Origin of the sequence: Aquiluna sp. Uisw_065 (assembly GCF_047731275.1) — a bacterium.
Taxonomy (GTDB): Bacteria; Actinomycetota; Actinomycetes; order Actinomycetales; family Microbacteriaceae; genus Aquiluna.
The window spans coordinates 198,511-221,605 of sequence record NZ_CP159836.1 but is presented as its reverse complement, the minus strand read 5'-3'; the positions used below and the strand labels follow the sequence as shown (position 1 = coordinate 221,605).

The window sequence follows — 23,095 nt, the reverse complement described above, 5'->3', positions numbered from 1 at the left end:
TAATCTTCTAAAGTCTAGTGATTGAAAAAAAGCATTTCCAAACTAGAGCTTGGTTATTGGTGCCATTTTGACTAGAAGACGTTTTGAGACCCCCGATTCAAAACGCACCTCGGCGGTTTGTCTCGGATTTTGACCCGAGACACTGACTACAGAGCCCTCACCGAAAGTGTCGTGATTGACTCGATCACCCACTGAAAGCTCAAGGTCCTTGTTGTCACGGACCGCACTCGGTGAGTTAATCGCGCCCTTCCACTTGGAAGGCTCTCTTGTGAAGCCAACCGACCGCTCATAAGCTCTATCGGTTGATCGTTCGGTTCCCTCGGCCTCAACTAGCTCCTGGGGTATGTCAGCTAAGAACATGGAGGTCGTGAACCCAGAGGTGTTTCCAAAAACTGTTCGTTGGAGGGCATGAGAGATGAATAATCGCTCGCGGGCCCGGGTCATACCGACATACATCAACCTGCGCTCCTCCTGCAGGCCACCGGGTTCATCAAAAGACCTGATGTGAGGCAATGTTCCCTGCTCCAGGCCAATCATAAATACAACCTGATACTCAAGCCCCTTGGCGGTATGAAGGGTCATCAGAGAAATGCTGCCGGATTCATCTTCAATCTCATCGGCAGCTGCCGAAAGCGTGACTTCAGCAAGATAGTCAGCGACAGTGCCCTCTGGGAACTGAGCTTGCCACTCGAATAATTGCCCGAGCAAGGCATCTAAGTTTTCAACCCTGGCTTCATCTTGGGGGTCCCTGGATAGCTCGAGCTCAGAGCGATACCCGCTCCTAGCAAGCGCTACCTTCAAAACCTCGGCTGGGCCATCAGTAACGGTCATTGCCTCTAATTCGTTCAGCAATTCCCCAAATGCCATCACAGACGCTTGGAGCTTCGGCCCAAGTTGCAAGTCGGCGGCAAACAAGAGTGCTTGTCGGAAGCTCATGTCGTTTGTCCTGGCAAACTGAGCAATCTTTAGCTCAGTCTTCTGCCCGATGCCACGTGTTGGGATGTTTATGACTCTTCTTACAGCCTCATCGTTACGCCCATTTGAAATTGCGGACAAATAGGCCAATGCGTCCTTGATTTCTCGACGCTCGAAAAACTTCAAGCCTCCGATAACCGCATACGGAATCTGCTGACTCTTGAGTTCAGCCTCCAAAGATGGGGTTAATGAGTTGGTTCGATAAAGGACAGCTATGTCTCGATAATTAATGCCCTCGTCGTGCAGCTTCTTGACCCGATCGACGACAAAAGCCGCTTCATTTCGTTCGTCGTAGGCAGTGAACATGGTTATCTTGTCCCCGGCACCCGAATCAGTCCAAAGGTTTTTAGCCGGCCGATAAGGGTTTTGTGAAATAACCGCGTTCGCAGCCGAAAGTATGTTTTGAGTGGAGCGGTAATTTTGCTCGAGCAAGATAGTTTCTGCTCCCGGGAAATCGCGCTCAAACTCTGTAATGTTTCTGATCGAAGCCCCACGGAATGCATAAATTGACTGGTCCGAGTCTCCAACCACGGTTAGATCAGCCGGGCCAAGCACTTCGCCGGTTTGCTCGTCAAAAATTGCATGTTCCTCTGGCAATGGCCTGGTGAATTCGCGAATTAGTGCGTATTGGGCATGGTTAGTGTCTTGGTATTCGTCGACAAGCACGTGACGGAATCGTTTTTGATACCTAGCGCGAAGTTCCGGAAACGCCTGAAATAGGCCAACTGTTTCGCCAATTAGGTCATCAAAATCAAAAGCATTATTTCGGCGCAGTTCGGAAGTGTAGGCCTGGAATACCTCGGCAACCAAACGTTCTCTGGGGTTCGAACGATCTGCGTTTCGAGCGAAATCGTCGGCGTCCTTCAATTCGTTTTTCGCATTAGAAATAATTGCGGCGGCCTGCGACGGTTTTATGTCCGCGTCTTCCGCACCGGCTTCTCGAAGGAGTCGCTTGAGTAAGGCACGAGTGTCACCAGTGTCATAGACGCTGAAGTTTGAGTCATGGCCGAGGCGCTGGGCTTCGCGCCTAAGAATTTGAAGGCAAGCAGAATGGAAGGTCTTCAGCCACATACCCTGCCCGGCTTGCCCGATAAGGCTCTCTACCCGTTCTCTCATTTCGGCTGCAGCTTTATTCGTGAAAGTAATGGCGAGAATCTGAGATGGCCAGATTTCCTTATTGGCTAACATGTGTGCCATGCGGTGAGTTAGCACTCTGGTCTTACCGGAGCCCGCTCCAGCCACAATTAGCAGTGCTCGTCCGCGGTATCGCACCGCCTGCTGCTGCTGCGGGTTTAATCCGGTTAGTAAATCATCCGGGTTCGGCTGCTCAAAAATCTCTAACGACATCGCACGTAGTTTAGGTCAGGTCGGCTACAGTTTTAAGTAACAGGTCAGGCTGATCGGCAAAGATTCCATCGACTCCAGTCGAAACAAGACGTTCAAACCATTTTTCGACATTTCCTTCGGCTGTCTCTAAGCGAGCCGTGAAAGCATAGATATCGAGGCCCATCTTTTTTGCCCTCGCCACAAGGTCACCAGTCAGGACCATGGACATCGCAACAGAAACAGCATCGAAGTTGTCGGCAATTTCGGCGAGTAACTCGTCCGTTAGTTCGGTGACGCCCTTAGGGAGGGTGTCCCTAGCGCTTAGAAATACGTAATTAATATCCGAGCCAATCTCAAGTTTCGCTCTGAGTAGAAATTCGAACTCAAAGCTCTCGAGGCTAATTTTCATACCGCGGTTGGACCAATCGCTCTGCTTAAGCAGTGCCTTTACCTCCTGGATTGGATCGACTCCAATAGCCTCAAAATGCGCACCGTGCTTTATTTCGATGATCAGATGCTTGCCATTGAATTGCTGGTTTGCCAACAACTGGCGGAGGGTTGGCACAAAGTACTTACCATCTTGGCTCGCTGAATCAACCCTGCCATCTGGATACCTCTCCTTGGCTCGTAGCCTTGAGACGTCTGCCTTTGTGAGTTGGTCAATCTTGGTAGACAAAAAGCTGTGGTCGTTGATGTCGGTAGTGCTAGAAAGATCTAGGTCGTGGCGAATAATTGCTTGACCGTCCTTGGTGAAGACCACATCGAACTCCACGGCATCCGCACCCTGTTCAAAAGCGAGTTCCATCGATTCGATGGTGTTTTCCGGAAGATATCCGCACGCCCCGCGGTGACCAAAAACCAGCACGCTACTCCCACTCAATCGTGCCCGGAGGCTTTGAAGTGATGTCCAACACGACTCGATTGACATCGGGGACTTCATTGGTAATTCGATTAGAAATCTTTGCCAACAGGTCGTAGGGCAACCTGGACCAGTCTGCAGTCATTGCGTCTTCCGAAGAAACCGGCCGAAGCACAATTGGGTGCCCGTAGCTTCGGCCGTCTCCCTGAACCCCCACCGAGCGCACGTCTGCCAAAAGAACTACCGGGCACTGCCAGATTTCAGCGTCTTTTCCGGCTGCCGTGAGCTCTTCTCGAACAATTGCATCGGCCATACGAAGTAGATCAAGTCGTTCTTTTGTAACCTCGCCGACAATTCGTATTCCGAGACCGGGGCCTGGGAACGGCTGCCTGGAGACTATTTCGTCCGGAAGCCCTAACTCGGAACCGATTGCCCGAACTTCGTCCTTAAACAATTCGCGAAGAGGCTCGATGAGCTCGAATTGCAGGTCCTCGGGAAGACCGCCGACATTGTGGTGGCTCTTAATTCCAGCTGTTGCCCCACCTCCAGATTCAACTACATCCGGATAAAGCGTTCCCTGAACCAAAAACTTTATTGGTCTATTATCAGCTTTAGCCTCGGCGATGAGCTTCTGCTCAGCCTTCTCAAAGCTCCGGATAAACTCGCGTCCGATGATCTTGCGCTTTTGCTCTGGATCACTGACACCGGCCAGCGCCGATAAAAAGACATCTTCAGCGCTTTCGGTTACTAACCTGATGCCCGTTGCCGCGACGTAGTCGCGCTCAACCTGTTCTTTTTCGCCCTCGCGCAATAAACCGTGGTCAACGAATACGGCCGTTAGCTGGTCCCCAATGGCCCTATGAACAAGAGCCGCGGCAACCGCAGAGTCGACCCCTCCGGACAGTCCGCAAATAACCCTGGCATCTCCAACCTGCGCGCGAATTTTCGCAACCTGCTCGGCGATTACATTTCCAGAATTCCAAGTTGGCTCAATACCCGCCCCAACATATAGAAAGTTTTCTAGTACTCGTTGACCCTGGTCAGAGTGAACCACCTCTGGGTGCCATTGAACTCCGTAAATTTTGCGCTCTTTGGACTCGAAGGCTGCAACTGGGGTTGTGGCGGTGGAAGCTAAAACGTCGAAACCTTCAGGAGCCTGAACGACCTGATCACCATGACTCATCCAGCAAACCTGGGATAGTGGTTGGTCACCCAAAAGCGTTCCAGACTGGTTCACCGTGAGATGCGTCCCACCGAATTCTTTCTTGCCAGTCTTGTCTACTCGACCACCTAAATGATATGCAAGAACTTGGAAGCCATAGCAAATACCGAGAATTGGGATTCCAAGTTCCAAGATCTTTGGATCAAGCGATGGCGACCCCTCTTCATAGACACTTGAAGGACCGCCGGAAAGAATAATTGCGGCCGGTTCCTTGGCTGCAATCTCAGCAGCTGTGACACTGTGGTGGACAATTTCAGAATAAACACTGGCTTCCCTGACGCGCCTCGCTATTAGCTGGGCGTACTGAGCACCAAAGTCAACGACTAGAACCGGCTTCATTTGCCCTCCAGTTTTGACAGCTGCTCATGAGCCATCTTGGCGTAGCGGTTCTCGGTATAAAAGCTCAGGAACGGAACAACGCCTCCGAGGGCAATCAGCAAGAACCTGGTGAATGACCAGCGCATGAGGGTCCAGATTCTAAAGTCGGCGAATAGATAAACCACGTAGAGCCAACCGTGGATAATTAAGATCCAAACTGTCAGATTGAAACCGACATCGGGTAAGCCTTCGCCATCAACGCCGTATTGTTCAAAGCTAAAAAACCCATTTGGGCCGAGCAGCCAAAGATCAAAACCTAAAAATGGCAAGCGTCGAATACCCCACGTAATCATGAGCAAAATCAAGAACCCACCCGTTACATAAGAAGATGCTTTATAAAAACGGAGAATTTTTTTGATTTGAGGAACTTGAGCTGGATTCGGGCTTGACATGCTCTTGAGTTTACTTGGCTGAGAATGCCGCAAGGGCTTGAAGGGCCGCAGATTTTGCCTGATCGGCGTCCAGGCCAGTAAGGGCCGCCTCAAAAACTTCTTTGGCCTGTTCCTTTGTCACAGAGCTCAAGGCCTGTCTCACGATCCCCACCTGCGAACGAGACGAAGACACTGACTGAAACCCCATGCCGGCAAGAACTACGGCGAACGCCGGATCTGACGCGCTCTCACCGCAAACTCCGGAAGAAACACCAGCCTTTTGGCTGACGGTAGCAATTTGCTCCAGCGCTCTCAATAGCGCCGGTTGCCATGGATTTAGCATCGCCCCTAGGGCGGGATTCATGCGATCAGCAGCAAATAAATATTGTGATAAGTCATTGGTGCCCACCGAGATAAAGTCCAGGACGCCAGCCAACTGCGCAATCTGATAAACGATGCTCGGTGTTTCCACCATGATTCCAACCTTGAAGTTTCCGGCTTTCCTGGCAAGCTCCGCGAACTCAATTGCCTCGGGGTAAGTCGAAACCATCGGGGCCATCACCCAAACTTCTCGTCCAGATTGCTCTCTTGCGACTTCCAGGCTTTCTAGCTGGTCGACAATGAAGTTTCGGTGATTCTCTATCAGGCGATATCCCCGGACGCCAAGTGCTGGATTTTCTTCGTCGCCCATGTCCAAAAACGGAACCGGTTTGTCGCTGCCGGCATCGATGGTGCGGACAACAATTGGCCCCACTGGGGCCGCCTTCAGAATCTCTGTGTAGCTAGCGACCTGAGCCTGCTTAGTCGGCTGGGTCTTGGCGGACAAATAAAGTAGCTCAGTTCTAAATAGCCCTACCCCGTCAGCCGCCGAAGCACTGGCGGCAATTGCGTCCTCCAGCGAACCAATGTTTGCACGCACCGGAATAATTGGGTCGTCGCTTTTTGCGATGAAGGACAGAGCTTCGGTAATGTCGCTTTCTTGGCCATCCACCACAACTCGATCGCCCACCGGGTCAACTAGCACTCGCATTCCGTCAACCAGGTCTTGGGCCTGCTGGCATGAAACTACCGCTGGAATCGATTTTGATCTGCAGATAATTGCAGTGTGAGAGGTTGGGCCACCCTGAATGGTGACCACTCCGACAACTGCCTCAGTGAATTGCGCCGTATCAGCCGGTGAGAAGTCCTCGCCAACGATTACAAACCTTCCGGTGGTCGGAATATCCAATCCGAGTGAGATGCCAGCAATCGAAGCAGCAACCCTTCTGGCAAGGTCACGGATATCGTTTAGTCGCTCCTCGAAAGTAGCGTCTCCTGCAAAAATATTCGCGTATTCTTCGACCGCGTTAATAAAAGCGGTGCCCGCATTCCAGCCCTGGGAAATCTGGACCGAGGCGGTTTCGAATAGCTCTTCGTCTTCCAGAAGCATGATCAGCGCTTCAAAAATTTCAGCCGAAATATCGCCGGCCTCTTCGGCCAGAGCATTCATCTCCAGTGACACTGCCGAGATGGCAGCCTTTAAGTTTTCTAGCTCCAGAGCTTCGTCACCAGAGTGCTTGGCTGCCAAAGGCAGCGTAGTAACTGGCTTTACTCGAAATACTTCGGCGGCGACGGAGCCAAGGCCCACGCCCATGCCTGTAAGAATTGTGCCGCTGTCTAGCAAATCTAACCCTTCAAAAACTCTTGGACCTGGGCGATCAGGTCAGTGGCTAATACTTCGTCATCAGAGTCGACTTCAATATTCAACTCTTCGCCCGTCTTGGCCTTTAGGGCCATCATGCGAAGCGGGGAGTTTGCTTTCGCTAACTCCTGGCCGGCTTTCCCAATTCGAACTTCAAGCCCTGACTCCTTGACCAGCTTCACGATTTGGCCGGCTGGTCTTGCGTGAAGGCCGATTGGATCCAACACGGTAAGGGAGCCTTTTATTGTGGCCATTGATTTCTCCTTCAAGGTTCTAGTAAAAAATTCTAACTAACTCCCGGCGTGATGCCGGCTGGTCATTTGTGACTAAGTGTCCCCTGATGTTTTGCGATTGCCTGCTCTAGCGAGGAAGCCAATGGATGATCATGAGGGATTCCACAAATCTGTGACGCGAATTCCCATGGTGACAATTCGCCAAGCTTGGAGCTCAGTAACTTCACCTCAGGGTCGTTTTGACTTGAGAATTCCAAAGATGCCTCAACCACTTCTAGCAGCGCGCTGGGCTTCTCGCCCAGCTCAGCCAAAAGCGCTGCCGGCCCGATAAGGCGCTCGAACCTAGACAGCTTTCTCAACGGCTGCCTACCAACACGCTCGACCTGGTCATCCAGCAAAGGGTTTGCAAGGCGCAGTAGGGTCTTGCGGACATAATTTGCATGGTCACCCGAATCAAAGCCGTGCTTAGTGACTAGAACCATGGAAGTCTCTTCCATGACTCTGGCAACAATATCTCGAACAATCGGGTCCCTTATTGACTCGGCAATAGTGCCATGGCCATGACGCTGACCCAAGTATGCAATTGTCAAGTGCGCCGTGTTCACCGTATAAAGCTTGCGCTCAATAAAAGGCTGTAGATCATCAACCAAGGTTGCCGCGGGAATCTCTAGGTTTGTACCAGCTAGCCCACTTTTATCGATGACCCATTCGCAAAACCTTTCCGCAGCGACGTCTGGCTCAGTGTCTGCCCGTTGCATTGGGACGATGCGGTCGACAGCGGTGTTAGCAAAAAAGACGTTTTTTGGGAGTCTCTCAAGTGTCTCTAGAATCTTGGAGCTCAAAACATCCGTGGCATTAATCGCATTTTCACAGGCCATAATCACAAGCGGCGAGTCACTCATGCGTGCTTGAATTCCCCGCGCAATCACTGACGCAATAGCGGGCAGAATATTCGTACCAACCGACGCGGTAATGACATCGGCCTGGCCGATGGCGGCTATGAGCGCGGCTTCGTCGGAGGTTGAATCTAAGACTTCAAAGTTTTCATAATGAGTTTCTTTTTGTGCTTCACCAAGTTCAATGAGGCTGTACCCATTCGAGGATCGCAACTTGTCGATCAACTCTTTATTCACGTCAGCGAAAGTCACAAAATAACCGGCGTCTTGCAGAACTGCCCCGATGAAGCCTCGCCCGATGTTTCCGGCTCCAAAGTGAACTGCCCGCATAGTTTTTCTCCTGTAACTGTTCTGAGTGCTACTAGATTTTGTCTTACTCAGTGGCTCTTCGATTTATTCTTACGTTGATTCACGGCTAGTCGGTGCCAAGAAGCAGCTTTGCAATTTCCTCGGGGTTCTGAGAGTTTTGCAAGATTGCCAACTTGTCCTCGTCTTGAATCATTTCGGCTAAGTTGCCAAGTAACTCCACGTGTCCATCGCCTTGGGAAGCGATGCCAAGAACGCAAGTAACTTCGTCATCAGCCCACTCAATTGGCTTAGCCAATCGGACAAACACCAGCTGATCGAAAATAACGTGCACTCGCGATTCGTCGGTTCCGTGTGGAATCGCAAAGCCCATGCCTATAGCGGAGGGAAAGATTTCCTCTCGCTCCCACATCGCTTCCGCGTAAGCGTTCGTTACAGCGCCTAGCTCGACTAGCAGCTTGCCGCAGATGTCCACAGCCTCCTCCGGAGAGGAGGCTGTGGCATCTAGTTTTATTCCGGCCTGTTGAACTAAATCAGTCATCGCTGATGTCATCGCCTGACTTAATTCTTGACACGATTTCAGCAATTTTTAGATCGCCTAGGAACATGTCAAACATGATCACAACCGAGTTCGGCACCGCTTGCTTGGCCCTCGAGCCAAGCCCGCGGTGACAAAGAACTAAATCGTGCTCAGTCTCAGTCAGTTGGTTCACAGGGGAATGAGTCACTGAGACCTCTTGGGCCTTTAGTTGCTTAGCAAGCTGCTTCGCAACCATTACAGATGAACCCATACCAGCCTCACAAGCAACAACTATGTTCTTGACCGAGGCACCCGATATTGTCGCCATAATTACGCAGTCTCTCCGGTCTTCATAGCCTTGCTCTGTGCCTTTGATGCGTCTAGATCTGCAGAGTCGCCTCCAGCGCGAGTTGCCTTCAAAATAAAGAAAGCCACAACGAAGGAAACAGCCGCTGACAAAGCGATGCCCAGAAGCACGCCGAAGTGGTTCCCCGGAGGAGTCATCGCCATGTAGGCAAAGATCGATCCTGGTGATGGGGTGGCAACGAGGCCGACTCCAGTAGCCGCGAAAGTGGCAACGCCAGTTGCACCACCGGCAATCGCTGCAAGAACAACGATTGGCTTTAGTAGTACGTATGGGAAGTAGATTTCGTGGATTCCACCGAGGAAGTGGATAACGATTGCACCAGGAGCCGAACCACGAAGAAGCTTCGGTCCTGCCAACCAGAATGCAACTAGTAGTCCAAGTCCTGGACCTGGGTTTGACTCAAGCATGAACATGATTGACTTGCCAGTTTCTGCGGCTTCAACTGCTCCGATCGGAGCCAGAACACCAAAGTTGATGGCATTGTTCAGGAACAAGATCTTTGCTGGCTCAATCAAGATTGATGCCAAGGGCAAGAAGCCAGTGTCAACTAGAACCTTCACACCGTTTCCAAGAACATCGGAAAACGCGTTTACGGTTGGTCCAATTCCTAGGAATCCAAGGATTGCCATAAGCATTCCGGTGATTCCGAGTGAGAAGTTACCAATCAACATTTCGAAGCCGGTTGGGGTTACTGGGTCTAGCACAGCATCGATCTTCTTCAATACCCAAGCAGCCAGTGGACCAATAAGCATGGCGCCAAGGAACATAGGAATTGAAGTTCCAACAATCACACCAACGGTTGCAACGGCACCGATGACGGCACCACGCTGACCGTGAACCAAACGTCCACCGGTGTAACCGATGAGGATTGGCAATAGGTTGATGATCATCGGGCCAACCATTGAACTTAGCTCCTCATTTGGTAGCCAGCCGGTTGGGATAAATAATGCAGTCAGCAAGCCCCAGGCGATAAACGCGCCTATGTTTGGGATCACCATGCCGGCGAGGTTTCCACCGACTTTTTGAACAAACGACTTCCAGCCTGTGTGAGTGCCGTCACCCGCGGGGATAAAATTAGCCATGGGTACTATACCTTCCTAATAAGGGGTTGTATTTATCAAATAGAGTCAGGTCAATTGCGTGCTTGCAGGCACGCAATTGGCTTATCTCCGTCCATTTCCGCTGGCTTCTCTGCCAGTGAAATTTATTGTTGGGCCAGAGCAATCTGGACCCCACTTCCCGCAAGCGCATCCGTGAACGAGGAGTCAACATCGACGTTCGTCACTATGCGGTCAAAACCTGAAAAAGCCGAAAATTTAGCCGGATAAGTCGAGCCAAACTTGCTGCTGTCCACTAAAAGGATTCGCTCCCGAGAGTTAGCCATCATGGTCTTTTTCACCAAGGCCTCATCGGTGTCAAATGAAGTGGCCCCTGCTTCTAAAGAAAAACCGTTGGCGCCAATGAAGCTCACCGCAGCATTTAGCTCGCGCAAGTCCTCACAAGTCTTAGCGCCCACTGCGCTCAAAGTGGCGGGCCTAATTTTGCCGCCAAGCAAATAAGTCTGCGTAGTCGAATCGGCGATCTTTCCGGCCAAGGTCAAGTTGTTAGTTACGACCAAAAGACCGGGCTTGTCTCTAAGGTAAACAGCCAGGCACTCAGTAGTTGTGCCACCATCAACAAAGATGCAGCCCTCATCAGGGATAAAGGAGGCCGCAACGTCGGCCACGAGACGCTTTTGATTGGGATTCTGTCCATAGCGCTCGGGGATTGTAAACTCGTGGGCAAATCTCTCAAGCGAAATTGCTCCACCGTGTACGCGGCGCAAAACACCTCTGCGCTGAAGAACATCTAAGTCTCTTCTAACGGTCTCCACTGCAACATCTAAGTTCGAGGCAGCTACGTTCGCGTCAACACGACCATCTACTCGAGCCCACTCGCTCAGCTGTAGCCTTCGCTCTTCTGCCAACATCTTTGTCGTCTCCGAAATTGTCTGGTTCACCCGATAACAGCAAAATTAGCAGGCTTTTCTCAGCCAGAAAGAACAAACGGGCAAAAAACCACAATAAAAAATAACAATTCGGTCACGTACTGAGTCGCGCCCGCTCATCCTGAACTAGTCGCCACCAAAGATAAAAGGCCACAAGGGCGAAAAAAGCCCACTCGATCGCGTAAAAGGCAGTCAACCAGTTGACCTCTATTTCTTGAGCCTTGATGTCGATCGATATCCTCTCGACTGGAAGATCTATGCCCTCGCTGAGAATCAAATAAATCGGGTAGCTAACTACCTGTTCAGGACTATAGAGATTTACAAGCTGGGCGAGAGATACCGAACCAAGAAAGTTTTTAGAGTCTGTTTCTTTCACTGGTTCGTTTGGCTCAACGTAGCCCGTGATGCTGTGCTTAGAACTATCCAGTTCGCTCTGCAGACTAAGAAGTTCAGAGACATCCTCCGAGTAGCCCAGAGCGAGTGTGAGGCTCACTAATTGGTCACCAATTTCGACAAAAGAGTTGGTAATTAGCCAATAGCCGGGAACCAAGTCAGTGCCGACCAGCTGAAGACGGTCTTGCACAATAAATGAGTTTTCTGGATCGAGAAACACGTTCACGGTTGCAAGGCGATCGTAAGCTCCAGGAGTAATGCCTTCGAGTCCGGCCAGTTCACTTAGTGGAACGGGTGCTAACTCTTGCTCACTGACTCCGACATAACTAAAAGTTCGCTCCAACTGCCATTGCATCAATAAGGCGAAAGAAATCGCCACCAAAGCGGCTATCGCTAGCCCCCCAAGCCATTTGGGCTGGCGAGCAATCGAGAAGAAACTCGGTTTCATTTAGATGTATGAATTCGCAACTACATCAACGCGCTGGAATTCCTTCACGTCCGAATAGCCGGTGGTGGCCATAGAACGACGCAACGCCCCTATTAGATTTGCGGTGCCGTCTGCAGAGCTAGTTGGGCCCATCAAGATTTGTTCGAGTGGAGCGTGTGAGCCGACCCATACTCGCTGCCCTCTTGGGAGTGAGGAATTTACCGCCTCTGGTCCCCAGTGCCATCCTTGACCTGGAGCTTCCCCGGCTCTTGCAAGAACCGTACCCAGCATCACGGCATCCGCTCCACAGGCAATTGCCTTAACCATGTCGCCGGATGTGCCGAGGCCGCCGTCAGCAATGACGTGAACGTAACGGCCGCCGGATTCATCCATGTAGTCGCGACGGGCCGCAGCCACGTCCGCAACGGCTGTCGCCATTGGAGCATGAATGCCAAGAACTTTTCTGGTGGCGCTAGCCGCTCCGCCGCCAAAGCCAACCAAAACTCCAGCTGCACCCGTGCGCATCAGGTGCAAGGCCGCGGTGTATGTAGCTGCTCCGCCCACAATCACGGGAACATCAAGCTGGTAGATGAATTCCTTGAGGTTTAGCGGTTCTGCGCTTTGCGAAACGTGCTCCGCAGAGACCGTATTTCCACGAATAACGAACATGTCAACTCCGGATTGCAAAACGATCTCGGAAAACTCTGCTGTTCGCTGTGGAGAAAGTGCTCCAGCCACCCTGACACCGGCGGCCCGAATTTCTCCAAGACGAGCCTTGATGAGCTCGGCTTGAATCGGTTGAGAGTAGACACGTTGCAAAACTGCCGTGGCGTCCTCGTCTTTGGCGTTAGCGATTTCAGCCAACTGCTTGGTTGGATCCTCGTACCTGGTCCAGAGACCTTCCAAATCCAGAACACCGAGGCCGCCGAGCTTCCCGAGTGCAATCACGGTCGCAGGGCTCATGGCCGAATCGGTCGGCGCAGCAATTACGGGCATATCGAACTGGAACGCGTCAATGCTCCAACTGGTTGAAACATCTCTTGGGTCGCGAGTCCTTCTAGTTGGGACAATTGCAATGTCATCGAATGCATATCCGTTGATTGCGCGCTTGGATCTGCCAATCTCTACTTCATTCATTTTTTTATTGCCTGCCTAGCGGGCGCCGTAGTTTGGCGCCTCAATGGTCATCTGGATGTCGTGCGGGTGAGATTCGCGAAGCCCGGCAGGGGTAATCCGCACAAACTTGCCGTTCTGCTGCAATTCAGGGATTGTGGCCGCGCCGACGTATCCCATCGAAGCCCTCAGGCCTCCAATTAGTTGGTGAACTACGGTTGGAACTGTCCCCCTGTAGGGAACGCGTCCTTCGATGCCTTCTGGCACAAGCTTTTCTTCCTTCAGGACGTCGTCCTGGAAGTAGCGATCTTTTGAATATGACTGCGCTTGCCCTCGAGACTGCATTGCACCGAGCGAGCCCATGCCGCGGTATGTCTTGAATTGTTTGCCGCCCACATACGTAATGTCTCCGGGTGCTTCATCGGTTCCAGCCAACAGAGAACCGAGCATCACTGAGTTGGCACCGGCCACTAGGGCCTTTGCGATATCTCCTGAGTACTGAAGTCCGCCATCGGCAATAACGGGAACGCCCGCCTCTCTGGCCGCGAGCGCCGCCATGTGAACTGCGGTGATTTGAGGGACACCCACTCCGGCAACCACTCGGGTTGTGCAGATTGACCCCGGGCCAACGCCCACTTTCACGCCATCCGCGCCGGCTTCGACGATTGCCCTGGCACCCTCGGTTGTTGCCACGTTGCCACCTAGTACATCGGTGTGCCTGGCAAAAGGCTCGTTTTTTAACTTCTTGATCATTTCCAGCACAGCTGAATTGTGACCGTGAGCCGTGTCGACAACAAGAATGTCTACGCCGGTCTCCACAAGAGCCATTGCTCGCTCCCAGCCGTCGGGCCCGACGCCGACAGCTGCGCCAACCAACAGTCGCCCTGCGCCGTCTTTAGAGGCATTTGGGTACTTCTCGCTCTTGTCAAAATCCTTCACGGTAATCAGGCCCTTGAGCTTGCCGTTGTCATCAATTAGTGGAAGCTTCTCAATTCTGTGCTGAGCAAGCAGTGCCATCGCCTCATCCGGGTGGATGCCAGCCTTGCCCACAATTAAAGGCATCGAGGTCATAACATCCTTGACCAATGTCGTCGTCCGCTGAACCTCCAGCACGAAACGCATGTCGCGGTTAGTGACTATGCCAACTAACTTGCCGTCCTCGTCTATAACTGGAAGCCCGGAGACTCGGTAGCGGCCACAAAGATCATCTACTTCTTGAATGGTTGAGTATGGAGTGGTTGTAACAGGGTGGGACACCATCCCGGCTTCGCTGCGCTTTACCAAGTCCACTTGGTCGGCTTGCTGCTCAATTGATAGGTTGCGGTGCAAGATACCGAGTCCGCCTTGGCGGGCCATGGCTATTGCCATGCGAGACTCGGTCACAGTATCCATAGGTGAGGAAATTAGAGGAATGTTAATGCTGATGTTCCGGGACACCATTGTGGAGGTGCCGACCCCAGAGGGAATCACATCCGACTTACCGGGCATCAATAAGACATCGTCGTAAGTTTAACCCGATTAGGGAAAAGGGGTCTGGTTGTTCCAAAATAACCTCGCAACGGTTCGGGACTGTGTACTGCAATCCTACAGAGCTAAGCCTCCTCAAATAAGTATGAAATTTTTATTACAAACAGGTATCTTCACAATTGTGTACTCTTATCCATTGGTATTCTTTTCCAATACCCCTTTTAGGGTCAATTGTGGGCGATGCAGCTCACCCAGATATGGAGGACCGGTGAATTTCCTCTTCGTGGGCAATCCAAAACGTTTCTTAAAGCTCGTAATAGTCGTGTTTACCGCTCTCATAATCGGCCTAGGTCTGCTGGTGTCTCCAGCCCAAGCCGACAGCGTCGGAGAAGAGTTTGACCACGCCGTGCTGGGAAACGTCAAAATTAAGGGCGAGCCAGTTGGTGGAGTCCGCATTGTGGTCGAAGGACCTTCCTATACCGCTTCGGTTCTCACCGGCGACGACGGAAGCTGGCTAATTGGGGTCCCGACCAAGGACACCTACTCAGTGACTCTTGATCAAGACACACTGCCTGCAGGCGTTGCTGTCCTGGAAGGTGGAGCCACTCAGGAAGTTGACCTCGGACTCTCCGATCGCGTCGTAAAAAACTTTTTCATTGGCCAGGGTGAGCGAAATGAAGTTTCATTCTTTGACCAATTTGTTGCGCGTCTTATTTATGGAATCAACTTCGGCCTCATGCTCGGGCTCGCCTCTGTAGGCCTGTCTTTGGTATTTGGAACGACAGGGCTTTCTAACTTTGCTCATGGAGAGATGGTCACCTTTGGAGCTGTGGCTGCCTTGATCCTCGGTGTGGTTCTAGAAGTACCAATTTGGGTTGCAATTCCCGCGGCGGTGATCATTTCTGCCGGGTTCGGGTGGTCGATGGATGCCGGATTATGGAAGCCTCTGCGGAAAAAGGGCCTGGGCATCGTTCAGCTGATGATCATTTCAATCGGACTATCGCTAACTCTTCGCTACATAATTCAGTTCTTCATCGGTGGTGGCACCGAGCAGCTCCCAGGCTTTGACTCACCGAAGATCAATCTCTTTGGGTCCGTTGCACTGAGCGTCAATGACCTTTACTCGATGGGTATTTCCATTGTTGCGATCCTTGCATTTGCCTTCTGGCTACTTAGAACCAACACTGGAAAAGCTACGCGCGCAATCTCGGATAACCCGGACCTGGCCGCGGCCTCTGGTATCGACGTGGATAAAGTAGTGCGAATTGTCTGGATCGTGTCGGCTGCACTCGCAGGACTCTCGGGCGTACTCTGGGCCTATTTCCGACCGGGCATCAAATGGGACATGGGAACGCAGATCCTGCTTCTTATCTTCGCCGCAGTTACCCTTGGCGGTCTCGGAACCGCATTCGGTGCATTGATTGGAGCTCTCGTTGTGGGAATTCTGGTCGAGACATCTAGCTTGTTCATCCCTTCAGATCTGAAATATGTAGGCGCGCTGGTCGTGCTAATTGGAGTACTACTCTTTAGGCCACAGGGCCTTATGGGACGAAGACAGAGAGTCGGATAGGAGGTAGCTCATGGACTGGGGAACAATAATAAATAACACCTTGGCAGGGCTGCTAACGCCCACCACAATTGCGTTCGCACTTGCAGCACTTGGCTTGGCAATGCACTTTGGATTTGCCGGCCTGTTGAACTTCGGTATCGCAGGATTCATGGCCATCGGTGCCTACGGGTACGCAATCTCGGTTCTAACTTTTGGTTTCCCTTGGTGGGCCGGCATGATCGTCGGCATCATCGGATCTATTTTGTTCGCGATTCTGCTGGGCGTTCCGACGCTGAGGCTTCGTGGAGACTACCTGGCAATTGTGACCATTGCGGCTGCTGAGATTGTGAGGCTGTTGTTCTTAACCACAGCATTCACCGATGTCACTGGAAGCGCCGACGGTCTCTTTGGCTACAACAACTCGGGCGGGTTCACTAGTGCAAACCCATTCCCACCTGGATCATACGGTTGGGGACCTTGGACCTACAACTCCGAGACTCTTTGGGTTCTTACCTTTGGACTTGGGGTCTTAGCTGTTTGTGTGTGGTTCCTGTGGGCTCTTATGCGATCGCCCTGGGGAAGAGTCATCAAGGGCATCCGCGAGGACGAAGAGGCAATAAGGGCTCTTGGTAAAAACGTCTTCGCCTACAAGCTTCAGGCACTCATCATCGGTGGAATCTTCGGTGGAATGGGTGGAATTATTTACGCTGCATTCGCCAACGTTTCTCCGGGCGTGTATGTGACCTCAATCACCTTTTTCATCTGGACATCACTGCTACTCGGTGGCGCCGCGACAATTTGGGGTCCCGTCATCGGTGCAGTTATCTTCTGGACACTGCAGGCCTTCTTATCAAACATTTTGCCGGAGCTCGCACTAGCGGGCATCTTGCCGGTGACCGGAACTCAAGCGGCAACATTGAGATTCGTGCTGGTAGGCATCGGGCTGATGTTGCTTGTGATTTACAGGCCTCAGGGTATTTTCGGAGACAAGAGGGAGCTGACCTTTGTCAAATAGTGACTCACCAAAAAAATCAACCGGTCTACACATCGGAGAATCCGGACCAGGCTGTAAAAAGACTGATCCAATGCTGGTTATTGACCATGTCAAAAAGAGCTTCGGTGGTCTAACAGCGGTCGACGTTGAGCACCTGGAGATTCCCAAGAACGCCATCACAGCGCTTATTGGACCCAATGGTGCCGGCAAGACAACGCTGTTTAACCTGCTTACCGGCTTCGACACTCCTGACACCGGCGAGTGGGAGTTCCTAGGAACCTCGCTATCGGGAGTCCCGAGCTACAAGGTTGCCCAAATGGGTCAAGTTCGAACTTTCCAGCTAACCAAGGCCCTGAGCCTTCTGACAGTGCTGGACAACATGAAGCTCGGCGCCAAGAACCAAGTCGGCGAAAGCATATTCCGCGCTCTGTTTCCAAGATCTTGGAGAAAACAGGATGCTGAGATTGAAATCAAGGCAATTGAACTTCTAAAGCGGTTCAAGCTTGACACCAAACAGGCAGATTTCGCGGCGTCTCTATCGGGTGGTCAGCGCAAGCTTCTGGAAATGGCAAGAGCATTGATGACCGACCCCGTGCTGGTAATGCTCGATGAGCCAATGGCCGGTGTGAACCCCGCTTTGACTCAGTCCTTGCTTGGCCACGTGCTGGACCTGAAAAAAGAAGGTATGACCGTGTTGTTTGTTGAGCACGACATGCACATGGTTCGACACATTGCTGACTGGGTGGTCGTAATGGCCGAGGGCAAGGTAGTAGCCGAGGGTCCACCTGAAACGGTCATGAACGAGCAGGCCGTAATTGATGCTTACCTGGGTGCTCACCAGGACACTGATCTTGGTGTTGTCACCGGAAGAATTAGCATCATCGACCAGGAGAAAGACAAATGACCCGAGTTGTAGATGTCAAGAACCTTACCGCCGGTTACTTGCCCGGGGTGAACATTCTGAATGAGGCAAACCTCTACGCCGACAAGGGTGAACTGATCGGAATCATCGGACCCAACGGTGCGGGTAAATCAACCCTTCTGAAGTCAATCTTCGGGCTCGTAAAAGTTCGTGAAGGATCAATAACCCTAAACGGCGAGGACATCGTAGGTCAGAAGCCAAACCAGCTGGTAGCCAAGGGCGTGGGGTATATCCCGCAGAACAACAATGTTTTCCCGTCACTAACTATTGAAGAAAACCTTCAAATGGGTGTTTTCCAAGATCCGAAAAGCTACGAAAAGCGTCTTGAATTCGTCGTTTCGATTTTCGACGAACTCGGTAAGCGCCTCAAGCAGCGCGCAGGCTCACTTTCCGGTGGTGAACGTCAAATGGTTGCCATGGGTAGGGCGTTGATGATGGAGCCAAGTGTTCTATTACTCGACGAGCCTTCCGCTGGACTCAGCCCTGTTAGACAGGACGAGGCCTTCCTTCGGGTTTCAGAAATCAACAAGGCCGGCGTGACCTGCATCATGGTTGAGCAAAACGCTCGTCGTTGCCTTCAGATCGCAGACCGGGCTTATGTTTTAGATCAGGGCACTGATGCTGTCACAGGCACCGGTAGAGAGCTTCTGAACGACCCCAAGGTCGTAGGTCTCTACCTAGGGACTCTTGGCACCTAAAAAGACCCGTCCTCCAGGCTTATTCGTCGCAATAGGAATGACTATTGTTGTGGCTTTCGGCGCAGCGTTCGAAGTGACCACTCGCAGGTCCAAGTAGAGTTACCAACCCCGTTCAGTTGGAGCAAAGTAACCCCTCGGCCAGGCTGAGGGGTTACTTCTTTCAGCGCAAACAGCCACAAGTAGGTCTTGACATCGTTCAAGACGAAAGTGCCTGCCAGTCAGTCACGGGCTTTCAATAAAGTCCAAAACACTCAGTTATTAAAGAAATCCCCTCGGGCCTAAGCCCAAGGGGATTTCTTGAATGAAACTAACTACTAGCCACGAATGGTAGCTGGAACGTTGTTTCCATCGAACTGCTGGATCAGGATGTTACCGTCTGTTGGGTCTCCAACGTCATTGAAGGTAATGTTTCCCGATGGACCGTCATAATCTGCGGTTCCACCACCGTTGATGATGTCAGCACACTCAGCAAAGCTGGTGCACTTGGTACCGTCACCGGAACCTCCAGAAACTTCCTGAAGCTTCTCTGACATGTTGGCACCCTGGGTGCTACGCGCCTCTAGAGCAGCAAGTGCAAGCACTATAACTGCGTCATAGGTCTCAGGACCGTAAGCGTTTAGCTCCAAGGCTGCGTTGCCGCGTGCCTGCCAGTTAGCATCAAGCTTCGCAACGAAGTCAGCAATGTTTGCCTCGTTCACGCCTGGGTAAGTACCCTTGGCACCCTCAAGGGTGCCAGCAGCGAAGTCTTCAGAGTAGTTGGTTAGGTTACCGTCAACGAAGTAAAGCTTCTCACCAGGGAACTGGCTTGTTAGCTCAGGCACGATGGTCTTTGCCTCGTCGAATGTAATTAGAACGATTGCGTCTGGATCTCCGGCTAGTGCCTCAGCAATCTGAGCGGTGAAGTTGGTGTCACCAGTGTTGTAGGTAGGCTCCGCAATAACTTCGCCACCAGCAGCCTCAAAGGAAGCCTTGGTGAACTGAGCTAGACCGGTACCGTATGAGTCGTTTAGAACGATCATTGAGATTCTCTGGTGGCCGTCTTCCGCGATTAGGTTACCCAGAACTTCACCCTGAAGTACGTCTGAAGGAGCGGTACGGAAGTACAGGCCCTTGTCCTCGTAGTCAGTGAAAGCTGCTGAGGTGTTAGCTGGTGAGAAGTGAATTACACATTCAGCAATAACACGGTCGATGAACTGTAGTGATACACCTGAAGATGCAGCACCAACGATTGCCTGAGCACCTGCGCCTAGAAGACGTGGGATTTCAGTGTCGTAAGCCTTGTTGTCGGTGTCACCAGAGTCGCCAAAAGTAGCGTCAATTGTGAGCCCCTTGTTAGCAGCGTTGATTTCGTCAATCGCTAGAGCAGCACCAGCTTCTTCTGGTGGGCCTAGGAATGCGAGGTTACCGGTCAAAGGCAGTGCGGTACCTAGGTTTAGTACTAGGTCTCCATCTTGCTCAGGACCTAGCTCACAGCCGCCTGCGGTTGTTGTCGCTGCACAGCCAGCCAGAACAAGCGCCGAAACGCCTGCTGCAGACAAAGCCATGAGTGCACGCGACCTGTTGTTCTTTACGGTCATTGTTGCTCCTTGAAATAGCAATTTAAATGCGAACACAGGCAGGGAGCCCGCGCGCTAAATAAAGCATACTAACTGCATCATTTCGTGGAGGTTAACGCGCCTCCTAAAATCTCAAACCACTCGGCATCCTCGAGGGGATTAGCAGCTTAAATCAGATTAATAAACGATATCCGTCGAAAAAGACGGATAAATCAGGCTAAAAAGCCACTATTTTGGGAATGCTAAATTGAGTAACAATTCCATTCCGAATTTAAAGTGCTTCAACAATCGGCAAAATCGGCCTTCTTCGGAAGGCGTCTGCGGTCAGAATCGCCAGAGAAACCCAAACCAATCCAAAGCCGATCCACCGGACCGGTGGCATTTCCTCGCCCAATATGAAGTATCCGGCTGAGAACTGCAGCACTGGCGTGAGGTACTGAATGAACCCGATCATTGAAAGGGGGATCCGGCTTGCAGCAGCGCCGAACAAAATCAACGGAACCGCAGTCATGATTCCAAAGCCAATTAAGACCGCCGCTTCCATAGGACCACTTAGTAGCATTACCGGTCCAAGAGACGCCACGACAATTAGCTGAACTATCGCTATTGGAAGCACTGTCGCAGATTCGATTGTGAAACTCTGCAAGGCTCCAATGTTTCGGCCCACTCTGTTTTTAGCAAGCGAGTAGGTCCCAAAGCTCAACGCCAAAATAATAGCTATCCAGGGTGGCCGACCGTAGTCAATTGTGAGCACCACAACTGCGACAAACCCGACACTTAGTGCTACCCACTGCATTCGTCGTAGCTTTTCTTTTAGTAAAACCACCGCGAACATGACTGTTACCAGCGGGTTTATGAAATAACCAAGAGACGTCTCGATGACGTTACCGGTAACAACCGCAACGACGTAGACCTGCCAATTGATAAATATAAAAACAGCCGCCACTGCAACCCAGCCAAGTTTTTTTGGGGTTTTTACCAAGGATATAACTTGGCCCCAAGTTTTCGTAATCGTAACCAGCAGCGCGGCAAACAAAAAACCAAACACCACTCGCCAAACGACAGTCTCGAATGGAGAAGCAAATTTAGATAGCTGGATAAGGAGTGGAAACGAACCCCAAATTAAGTAGGCGCCCGCTCCAAAGCTCAGGCCTACCGTGTTTATAGAACGCTTCTTCACCTTGCAAGCCTAGAGGCATTAACAAAAAAAAGGCCCGAGAATCCGGGCCTTTTTTTATAAATCTCTAGCGTTCGATAACCGCAAGAATGTCGCGGGCCGACAGAACAAGATAGTCCTGGCCATCGTAGCGAAGCTCAGTTCCACCGTATTTGGAGAAGATAACAAGATCCCCAACTTTCAAGTCGACAGGTATGCGCTCGCCGTCCTCGCTAAAGCGACCTGGGCCAACTGAAATGACCTCGGCCTCTTGTGGCTTTTCCTTTGCTGTGTCTGGGATAACCAGACCTGACGCAGTTACCTGCTCGGCCTCAAGTGGACGAACAACAACGCGATCTTCAAGTGGCTTAATAGAAACCGACACTGTTACCTCTTCTTTGTCTAAAGTTTGTGGATTAGCAGACTCCCATCGAGAGTGCTAATGCAACTTTAGGTGTTATCAGGCACTTGGTCAAGGTCAGCGGCTGCTATCGACAGCGGTAAGTTTAACGAGTGCCCGATCTAGACGAGAAAATTTTTGGACCCGAAGCCAAGCAGTTACTTGGCAAGCTGGGCTTCCTGGACGCAAAAGCGGACCTACTCAAACTAACAACCGATCTTAGAAAGCAAGGATACGAACCTCAGCTAGTAGCTCTGTGCATCTCCCAAGCGAAACTCCGTTCAAGAGCGGTGCCAAAATTTGGATCAGAACTTGCGAGCACAATGCTATTCACGGAAGAGGGCCTCGAGCAGGCAACTCGGCAGCAAGTTGCCGCTTGGCATGCCCAAAGGTTTTCGACTCGCGGCATCAAATTGGTCACGGATCTTGGTTGCGGCATCGGCGGGGACGCACTGGCTTTCGCTGAAGCGGGGCTTGAGGTAGCGGCCATTGAAAAGGACGGACTGACTGCCAAAATCGCGCAGCACAATCTGCATGACTACCCAATGGCAAAGGTCTCTAATGCCGATGCTCTCGACATCGAAGCCGAATCGACGGCATTCTGGCTTGACCCGGCCAGGCGAAAACTTAGCTCAAAAGCAACAGGAAGAGTCATGCTCAAGCCCGAGGACTTTTCGCCGAATCTGAACTTCGCCTTCGAAATCGGTGGGAAGCACACGGCGGGCATAAAGCTAGCCGGTAGCCTGCCTCACGAATTGATCCCGGAGGATTGCGAAGCAAATTGGGTGTCTCATAACAATGAACTTGTAGAAACCGTGCTGTGGTTTGGTGAACTTGGCAAAAGTGGCAAAAGATCAGCCCTTATTTTGGCCGACCCGATAATTGAGTATTCCGCTGACTTGATTCAGGCACCGATAAATGAAGTTGGCAAGTACGTTTACGACCCCAATCCGGCGCTGGTTAGGTCTCACCTACTTGGAGCGTTTGCGATTGAAAATGGACTCTGGGGCATCTCTCCCTCAATCGCATATCTCAGTTCCGACAGTGAGCTTATTTCGCCTTGGCTAAGAGGGTTTGAGGTGATGGAAGCATTGCCACTTGATGTCAAAAGGATTGCCAAGAGAATGAGCGAGCTTGGCATTGGAACACTTGAAATAAAGAAACGTGGAGTGGACATAACTCCTGAGCAGCTCCGCCCAAAGTTGAAACTAAAAGGAAAAAACACCGCCACCCTGATCCTCACCAGGGTGGGCGACGCTCGTAAAGCACTCGTCTGTCAGTCACTTAGCCAACGATAAG

General features: G+C 51.6%; 21 protein-coding genes and 1 pseudogene. 5 read left to right on the top strand and 17 right to left on the bottom strand.

Annotation, left to right across the window (positions count from 1 at the left end; genetic code table 11):
• Window positions 1–42: 42 nt before the first annotated feature.
• The 14 genes and pseudogenes from ABXT50_RS01135 to guaB all read right to left on the bottom strand — a co-directional run bounded on the left by ABXT50_RS01135 (window position 43) and on the right by guaB (window position 14,600).
• Window positions 43–2,322 (bottom strand): ATP-dependent helicase, encoded by a 2,280-nt coding sequence (locus tag ABXT50_RS01135; protein ID WP_415274348.1) that lies wholly within the window; start codon window positions 2,320–2,322, stop codon window positions 43–45.
• Between the two features lie 10 nt (window positions 2,323–2,332).
• On the bottom strand, window positions 2,333–3,181 hold the full coding sequence (locus ABXT50_RS01130; protein WP_415274347.1) for a glycerophosphodiester phosphodiesterase: 849 nt from the start codon (window positions 3,179–3,181) through the stop codon (window positions 2,333–2,335).
• On the bottom strand, window positions 3,168–4,721 hold the full coding sequence (gene guaA, locus ABXT50_RS01125; protein ID WP_415274346.1) for a glutamine-hydrolyzing GMP synthase: 1,554 nt from the start codon (window positions 4,719–4,721) through the stop codon (window positions 3,168–3,170). The genes ABXT50_RS01130 and guaA overlap by 14 nt, the downstream gene beginning before the upstream one ends.
• Window positions 4,718–5,152, bottom strand: a complete 435-nt coding sequence (locus ABXT50_RS01120) for a DUF3817 domain-containing protein (RefSeq protein ID WP_415274345.1) — start codon at window positions 5,150–5,152, stop codon at window positions 4,718–4,720. The genes guaA and ABXT50_RS01120 overlap by 4 nt, the downstream gene beginning before the upstream one ends.
• A gap of 10 nt (window positions 5,153–5,162) precedes the next feature.
• Complete coding sequence (locus ABXT50_RS01115) at window positions 5,163–6,794, bottom strand: putative PEP-binding protein (RefSeq protein WP_415274344.1); 1,632 nt, start codon at window positions 6,792–6,794, stop codon at window positions 5,163–5,165.
• 2 nt (window positions 6,795–6,796) lie between these two features.
• Window positions 6,797–7,066, bottom strand: a complete 270-nt coding sequence (locus tag ABXT50_RS01110) for an HPr family phosphocarrier protein (RefSeq protein WP_415274343.1) — start codon at window positions 7,064–7,066, stop codon at window positions 6,797–6,799.
• Window positions 7,067–7,128: 62 nt separating this feature from the next.
• Entirely contained in the window at window positions 7,129–8,271 is a 1,143-nt protein-coding gene (locus tag ABXT50_RS01105; RefSeq protein WP_415274342.1) for a mannitol-1-phosphate 5-dehydrogenase, read from the bottom strand.
• Window positions 8,272–8,356: 85 nt separating this feature from the next.
• On the bottom strand, window positions 8,357–8,800 hold the full coding sequence (locus tag ABXT50_RS01100) for a PTS sugar transporter subunit IIA (RefSeq protein ID WP_415274341.1): 444 nt from the start codon (window positions 8,798–8,800) through the stop codon (window positions 8,357–8,359).
• Window positions 8,781–9,095, bottom strand: a complete 315-nt coding sequence (locus ABXT50_RS01095; protein WP_415274340.1) for a PTS lactose transporter subunit IIB — start codon at window positions 9,093–9,095, stop codon at window positions 8,781–8,783. Before ABXT50_RS01095 ends, ABXT50_RS01100 begins: the two co-directional genes overlap by 20 nt.
• Before the next feature lie 2 nt (window positions 9,096–9,097).
• A complete protein-coding gene (locus tag ABXT50_RS01090; protein ID WP_415274339.1) occupies window positions 9,098–10,216 on the bottom strand; it encodes a PTS transporter subunit EIIC in 1,119 nt (372 codons plus the stop codon).
• Between the two features lie 122 nt (window positions 10,217–10,338).
• Window positions 10,339–11,103 (bottom strand): DeoR/GlpR family DNA-binding transcription regulator, encoded by a 765-nt coding sequence (locus ABXT50_RS01085; protein WP_415274338.1) that lies wholly within the window; start codon window positions 11,101–11,103, stop codon window positions 10,339–10,341.
• Between the two features lie 112 nt (window positions 11,104–11,215).
• A complete protein-coding gene (locus ABXT50_RS01080) occupies window positions 11,216–11,962 on the bottom strand; it encodes an SURF1 family cytochrome oxidase biogenesis protein (RefSeq protein ID WP_415274337.1) in 747 nt (248 codons plus the stop codon).
• On the bottom strand, window positions 11,963–13,078 hold the full coding sequence (locus ABXT50_RS01075) for a GuaB3 family IMP dehydrogenase-related protein (RefSeq protein ID WP_415274336.1): 1,116 nt from the start codon (window positions 13,076–13,078) through the stop codon (window positions 11,963–11,965).
• A gap of 15 nt (window positions 13,079–13,093) precedes the next feature.
• Window positions 13,094–14,600, bottom strand: a pseudogene (gene guaB, locus ABXT50_RS01070) (IMP dehydrogenase).
• Window positions 14,601–14,804: 204 nt separating this feature from the next.
• Here guaB and ABXT50_RS01065 point away from each other — a divergent pair.
• Genes ABXT50_RS01065 through ABXT50_RS01050 form a run of 4 tightly spaced genes read left to right on the top strand, consistent with a single transcriptional unit; the run spans window position 14,805 to window position 18,684 of the window.
• A complete protein-coding gene (locus ABXT50_RS01065) occupies window positions 14,805–16,091 on the top strand; it encodes a branched-chain amino acid ABC transporter permease (protein WP_415274335.1) in 1,287 nt (428 codons plus the stop codon).
• Window positions 16,092–16,101: 10 nt separating this feature from the next.
• The gene (locus tag ABXT50_RS01060) at window positions 16,102–17,085 is read left to right on the top strand and encodes a branched-chain amino acid ABC transporter permease (protein WP_415274334.1); all 984 of its coding nucleotides are present in this window, start codon (window positions 16,102–16,104) and stop codon (window positions 17,083–17,085) included.
• Window positions 17,075–17,968, top strand: coding sequence for an ABC transporter ATP-binding protein (locus tag ABXT50_RS01055; protein ID WP_415274333.1), 894 nt, complete (start codon window positions 17,075–17,077; stop codon window positions 17,966–17,968). The genes ABXT50_RS01060 and ABXT50_RS01055 overlap by 11 nt, the downstream gene beginning before the upstream one ends.
• Window positions 17,965–18,684: an ABC transporter ATP-binding protein gene (locus tag ABXT50_RS01050; RefSeq protein ID WP_415274332.1), complete on the top strand. Its 720-nt coding sequence runs from the start codon at window positions 17,965–17,967 to the stop codon at window positions 18,682–18,684. Before ABXT50_RS01055 ends, ABXT50_RS01050 begins: the two co-directional genes overlap by 4 nt.
• A 314-nt stretch (window positions 18,685–18,998) precedes the next feature.
• Here ABXT50_RS01050 and ABXT50_RS01045 read toward each other — a convergent pair whose 3' ends face one another.
• The 3 genes from ABXT50_RS01045 to groES form a co-directional block, all read right to left on the bottom strand.
• The gene (locus ABXT50_RS01045; RefSeq protein ID WP_415274331.1) at window positions 18,999–20,261 is read right to left on the bottom strand and encodes an ABC transporter substrate-binding protein; all 1,263 of its coding nucleotides are present in this window, start codon (window positions 20,259–20,261) and stop codon (window positions 18,999–19,001) included.
• A 250-nt stretch (window positions 20,262–20,511) separates the two neighbouring features.
• Window positions 20,512–21,420, bottom strand: coding sequence for an EamA family transporter RarD (rarD, locus tag ABXT50_RS01040; protein WP_415274330.1), 909 nt, complete (start codon window positions 21,418–21,420; stop codon window positions 20,512–20,514).
• Between the two features lie 64 nt (window positions 21,421–21,484).
• Entirely contained in the window at window positions 21,485–21,781 is a 297-nt protein-coding gene (groES, locus tag ABXT50_RS01035; protein WP_415274329.1) for a co-chaperone GroES, read from the bottom strand.
• A gap of 128 nt (window positions 21,782–21,909) precedes the next feature.
• Between groES and ABXT50_RS01030 the strand changes: the two genes are divergently transcribed.
• A complete protein-coding gene (locus ABXT50_RS01030; protein WP_415274328.1) occupies window positions 21,910–23,094 on the top strand; it encodes a THUMP-like domain-containing protein in 1,185 nt (394 codons plus the stop codon).
• Window position 23,095 lies beyond the last annotated feature (1 nt).

What these genes read in the sequence shown, in the direction of transcription:
- ABXT50_RS01135 (WP_415274348.1), bottom strand. Translation starts at nt 2,322, where the DNA reads ATGTCGTTAGAGATTTTTGAGCAGCCGAACCCGGATGATTTACTAACC.
- guaA (WP_415274346.1), bottom strand. Translation starts at nt 4,721, where the DNA reads ATGAAGCCGGTTCTAGTCGTTGACTTTGGTGCTCAGTACGCCCAGCTA.
- ABXT50_RS01120 (WP_415274345.1), bottom strand. Translation starts at nt 5,152, where the DNA reads ATGTCAAGCCCGAATCCAGCTCAAGTTCCTCAAATCAAAAAAATTCTC.
- ABXT50_RS01110 (WP_415274343.1), bottom strand. Translation starts at nt 7,066, where the DNA reads ATGGCCACAATAAAAGGCTCCCTTACCGTGTTGGATCCAATCGGCCTT.
- ABXT50_RS01105 (WP_415274342.1), bottom strand. Translation starts at nt 8,271, where the DNA reads ATGCGGGCAGTTCACTTTGGAGCCGGAAACATCGGGCGAGGCTTCATC.
- ABXT50_RS01100 (WP_415274341.1), bottom strand. Translation starts at nt 8,800, where the DNA reads ATGACATCAGCGATGACTGATTTAGTTCAACAGGCCGGAATAAAACTA.
- ABXT50_RS01095 (WP_415274340.1), bottom strand. Translation starts at nt 9,095, where the DNA reads ATGGCGACAATATCGGGTGCCTCGGTCAAGAACATAGTTGTTGCTTGT.
- ABXT50_RS01090 (WP_415274339.1), bottom strand. Translation starts at nt 10,216, where the DNA reads ATGGCTAATTTTATCCCCGCGGGTGACGGCACTCACACAGGCTGGAAG.
- ABXT50_RS01085 (WP_415274338.1), bottom strand. Translation starts at nt 11,103, where the DNA reads ATGTTGGCAGAAGAGCGAAGGCTACAGCTGAGCGAGTGGGCTCGAGTA.
- ABXT50_RS01080 (WP_415274337.1), bottom strand. Translation starts at nt 11,962, where the DNA reads ATGAAACCGAGTTTCTTCTCGATTGCTCGCCAGCCCAAATGGCTTGGG.
- ABXT50_RS01075 (WP_415274336.1), bottom strand. Translation starts at nt 13,078, where the DNA reads ATGAATGAAGTAGAGATTGGCAGATCCAAGCGCGCAATCAACGGATAT.
- ABXT50_RS01060 (WP_415274334.1), top strand. Translation starts at nt 16,102, where the DNA reads ATGGACTGGGGAACAATAATAAATAACACCTTGGCAGGGCTGCTAACG.
- ABXT50_RS01050 (WP_415274332.1), top strand. Translation starts at nt 17,965, where the DNA reads ATGACCCGAGTTGTAGATGTCAAGAACCTTACCGCCGGTTACTTGCCC.
- ABXT50_RS01045 (WP_415274331.1), bottom strand. Translation starts at nt 20,261, where the DNA reads ATGACCGTAAAGAACAACAGGTCGCGTGCACTCATGGCTTTGTCTGCA.